The sequence below is a fragment of the Pseudorhodoplanes sp. genome, assembly GCF_046289595.1.
In the GTDB taxonomy this organism is placed as follows: domain Bacteria; phylum Pseudomonadota; class Alphaproteobacteria; order Rhizobiales; family Xanthobacteraceae; genus Pseudorhodoplanes.
Genome location: NZ_JBKBVB010000219.1, coordinates 1 through 3027 on the forward strand (window position 1 = coordinate 1; position 3027 = coordinate 3027).

General features: G+C 63.7%; 3 protein-coding genes. All 3 read right to left on the bottom strand.

Annotated features, from left to right (window positions below; all coding sequences use genetic code 11):
- Positions 1 to 332, bottom strand: a 332-nt coding sequence (locus ACK41X_RS23230) for a hypothetical protein (RefSeq protein WP_409728631.1), incomplete at its 3' end; no start/stop codon positions are given.
- Between the two features lie 67 nt (positions 333 to 399).
- Positions 400 to 999 (bottom strand): hypothetical protein, encoded by a 600-nt coding sequence (locus tag ACK41X_RS23235; RefSeq protein ID WP_409728633.1) that lies wholly within the window; start codon positions 997 to 999, stop codon positions 400 to 402.
- Positions 1000 to 1355: 356 nt separating this feature from the next.
- Positions 1356 to 2618 (bottom strand): phage major capsid protein, encoded by a 1263-nt coding sequence (locus ACK41X_RS23240; protein ID WP_409728636.1) that lies wholly within the window; start codon positions 2616 to 2618, stop codon positions 1356 to 1358.
- Positions 2619 to 3027 lie beyond the last annotated feature (409 nt).

Below are 3027 nucleotides of genomic sequence, written 5' to 3' on the forward strand. Positions count from 1 at the left end.
ATACCTCGGAGCCGCGGGAGGGCTTCGTTTTCGACGACCCGCAGAAAGTCTTCGGCCACGCTGGGGTTCGACCATCGCCAGATCGCCCCCGGCCCCTTCACTCTGTAGAGCAGATCACCGGTCCCGAGGCCAAAGTATTCGCGTTTCCCAAGCAAGTCGATTGATGCCGTTCTCGGCCGGAACACATCTGCAGAACTCGTCCGGTCAATCATGACTGAATTTGCAACAAGTCGAACCGGTTTTATGATCAAGAACGGACCGATAAGAGCCAAGTCGGGATGCCGCTCAAGCAGCGGAGTGACAAGACTCTTGATTTGCCGCAGCGTGGTCAACGGCGCGGCCTCGTTTCAGTCACGACAATGCGCAGCGTTCCCGGGAAATTTTTGCTGACCGTTTGAGCTATCTCCCGCATGCGCGATAGCCGAGGATTCTTCCGCCTGTCTTGATGTCGTAAACGCAGACAGTGTAGCTGCCCGACTTTTCGAGAACGTCGACACGGATCGATCCGGGAGTTCCGTAACGGATGGCGGGCTCCTCCGGCGCGCGGCCGGTTTCCTGCACCGTTTTGATCAGAGAGACTTCTGCGCGCAGGTTGGGGTCACCGAGATTTTCGGTATCGTCTCGCACCTTCATATGCACGGCCGTGCCATAGCCTGGCGCACTGTAATCGGCACGATTGAACGAGACCGCAGCCTTGTCGGTCAAGTCCTGAACAAGCTGGTGTGCCGGGCAAACCTGATCCACTTCCTCCCGCGTGAGGCTACCGACGAGGCTGACAGGAGAAAGAGGATCTGCGCCCGGCTCGAAATCCGTCGCGCGGAAAACCGCGACCGCGGAACGATTGGGTCCGTTTTGCGCTGACAGCGCGGCGTAGAGGCTGAGCGCCGCCCCGATCCCGGTTTGAAGGGCGATACGGCCTGCCTGAAATGCCTGACCCAGGATACGCGAGTTGAACCAACCCGGCCGGCTGTCTTTCTCCTTCGAAAAGAGCCCCAGCACCCGTTGGCAGATCCTCGGGCAACAGGCGCGCCGCGCTTCCTCCGCTCACCCATTGCCCGCCACCCGTATTGCGGGCCGGCACACGGGGTTGATCGGGTGAGTATTTGCGCTCGGAGCCGCCATGCTTGTTGAAGCGGCCGTGATCGGGCCGCCACCAGCGATGCGCGTCAGGACGCAACCAGCGGCGCGCGCCAGCCAGGCGGGATGAGTGCGGTTCATGGAAAGTCTGAAAAGAGAAAAGCCGCCTCGCGGCGGCTTGTCAGGTGTGGGTCTCCGCTCGTCCCCGCAAATGCGGGGACCCAGCATAAAAGTCTGGATGCCCGCCTTCGCGGGCATGAGCGGCATTTGTGGCCAGCCTAAGCCCCGGAGAACTTCAAAAGCTTGATCGCGTCGAAGTCCTGCACGCCGCCGCCGACGCGCTTGGTGGTGTAGAACAAGACGTAAGGCTTGGCCGAATACGGATCGCGCAAGACCCGCACGCCCTGGCGGTCGACCACAAGATAACCGCGGTTGAAATCGCCGAACGCGATCGCGTAAGCGTCCTCGCCAATGTCAGGCATGTCTTCGGCTTCCACCACCGGAAATGTCAGAAGCCCGGCCCGTCCACCGACCTGCGCCGGCGGCTGCCAGAGATAATTGTCGTCGGCATCCTTCAGCTTGCGGATCGCGCTCTGGGTTCTGCGGTTCATGACGAAATGCGCGTTCTGCCGGTAGCCGGCCTTCAGCGCGTAAACCAGATCGATCAGCGGATCGGCCGGCCCCTCCTCCGGGAAGCCGGCGTCGACGCCGGTCTCGATGAAGCCGATCTTGGTCCAGGACCATGACCCTTCCGCCACCTTGTCATACTGCAGGAAGCCCTTCGGCTTGTTGGCGCCGTCACCGTTGACGAAGGCCGCGCCCTCCTGCACGGCGAAGACCTGCTCGACTTCGCTTGCGATCCATTCGTCGATATTGATCGCTGCGTCCTCCAGCAGCACCGGCGTCGCCGCGGGCATGGCGTAAAGCTCGGCCGCGGGAAACGACAATTCGTCGAGCACCGGCGATGTCGTCTGCGGGCGCGAGGCGGTCTCGGCCGCCCAGCCGGTGACGGGCCCTGCGGTCATGAACGGCTTCTTGTAGACATTGCCGGAAATCTCGCGCACTGCCGCAATCGAACGGATCGGCGAGATCGCGGCGAGACGCTTGCCGATCTCGCGCTCGACGTCGTCGGGCACCAGATAGCCGCCGTCCGCAGGTGTGCCGGCCGACATCGCCTTCACCTCCAGCGTCCGCAATCCCGTGCTTTCGCCGGAGCGGATATAGGCCTCGAACGCCGCCTTGTGCTCGCGCGCGGATGCGCGGTTGACGCCGGTCTCAAGGCCAAGCTGCGGCCGCGCCGATTTCAGCGCCAGCTCGTCGAGGCGGCGGATCTGCGCATCGAGCGCGGCGTCGATGCGCGCCACCTTCTCTTCGTGCAGCACGTCGGCGGCGCGGCGTTCGATCGCGGCGATGCGCTCGTCGTTCGCGGCCTTGAAGGCGTCGAAGATGCGCATCAACTCGGCATGGGTGACATGCGTTTCCTGCCGGGTATCCGGCGCAAAGCCGGCCTTGGTTTCGTAAGTCTCGGTGGTGAGGTCCATCGGGGTCTCCTGGTGAATGGACGAGAACGAGCGCGCGGGGCAAATGCCTCGCGCGCCGGAATGGTGCGATGTGTCGGGGTCGGTTGGCCGGCCGGCGGCCGACGCGCGCCGGCGCCGGCGGGTTCAGAAAGCGCACACCTTATTGTGATGGCGGCTTGAACGTAAGAATCGCGCTACGAAGTGTTGGTAAGAGTGCCGGCCGGCGGCGCGCCGACGCCGGTAACGATCGAGGAACGTCTCATGCGTAAGATTGTAACGGTCGCCGTCGCCGCCGCAGCCTTCGGCGCAGCCGTGGCGCTGCCACAGCTGGCCGAGGCGCAGTATTACGGCGGCTATCTCAACCAGCCGCGCGGCTACGGCACGCCCTATTATGCGCCGCCCCCGCCGCCGCCACCGGTTTATTCGCGGC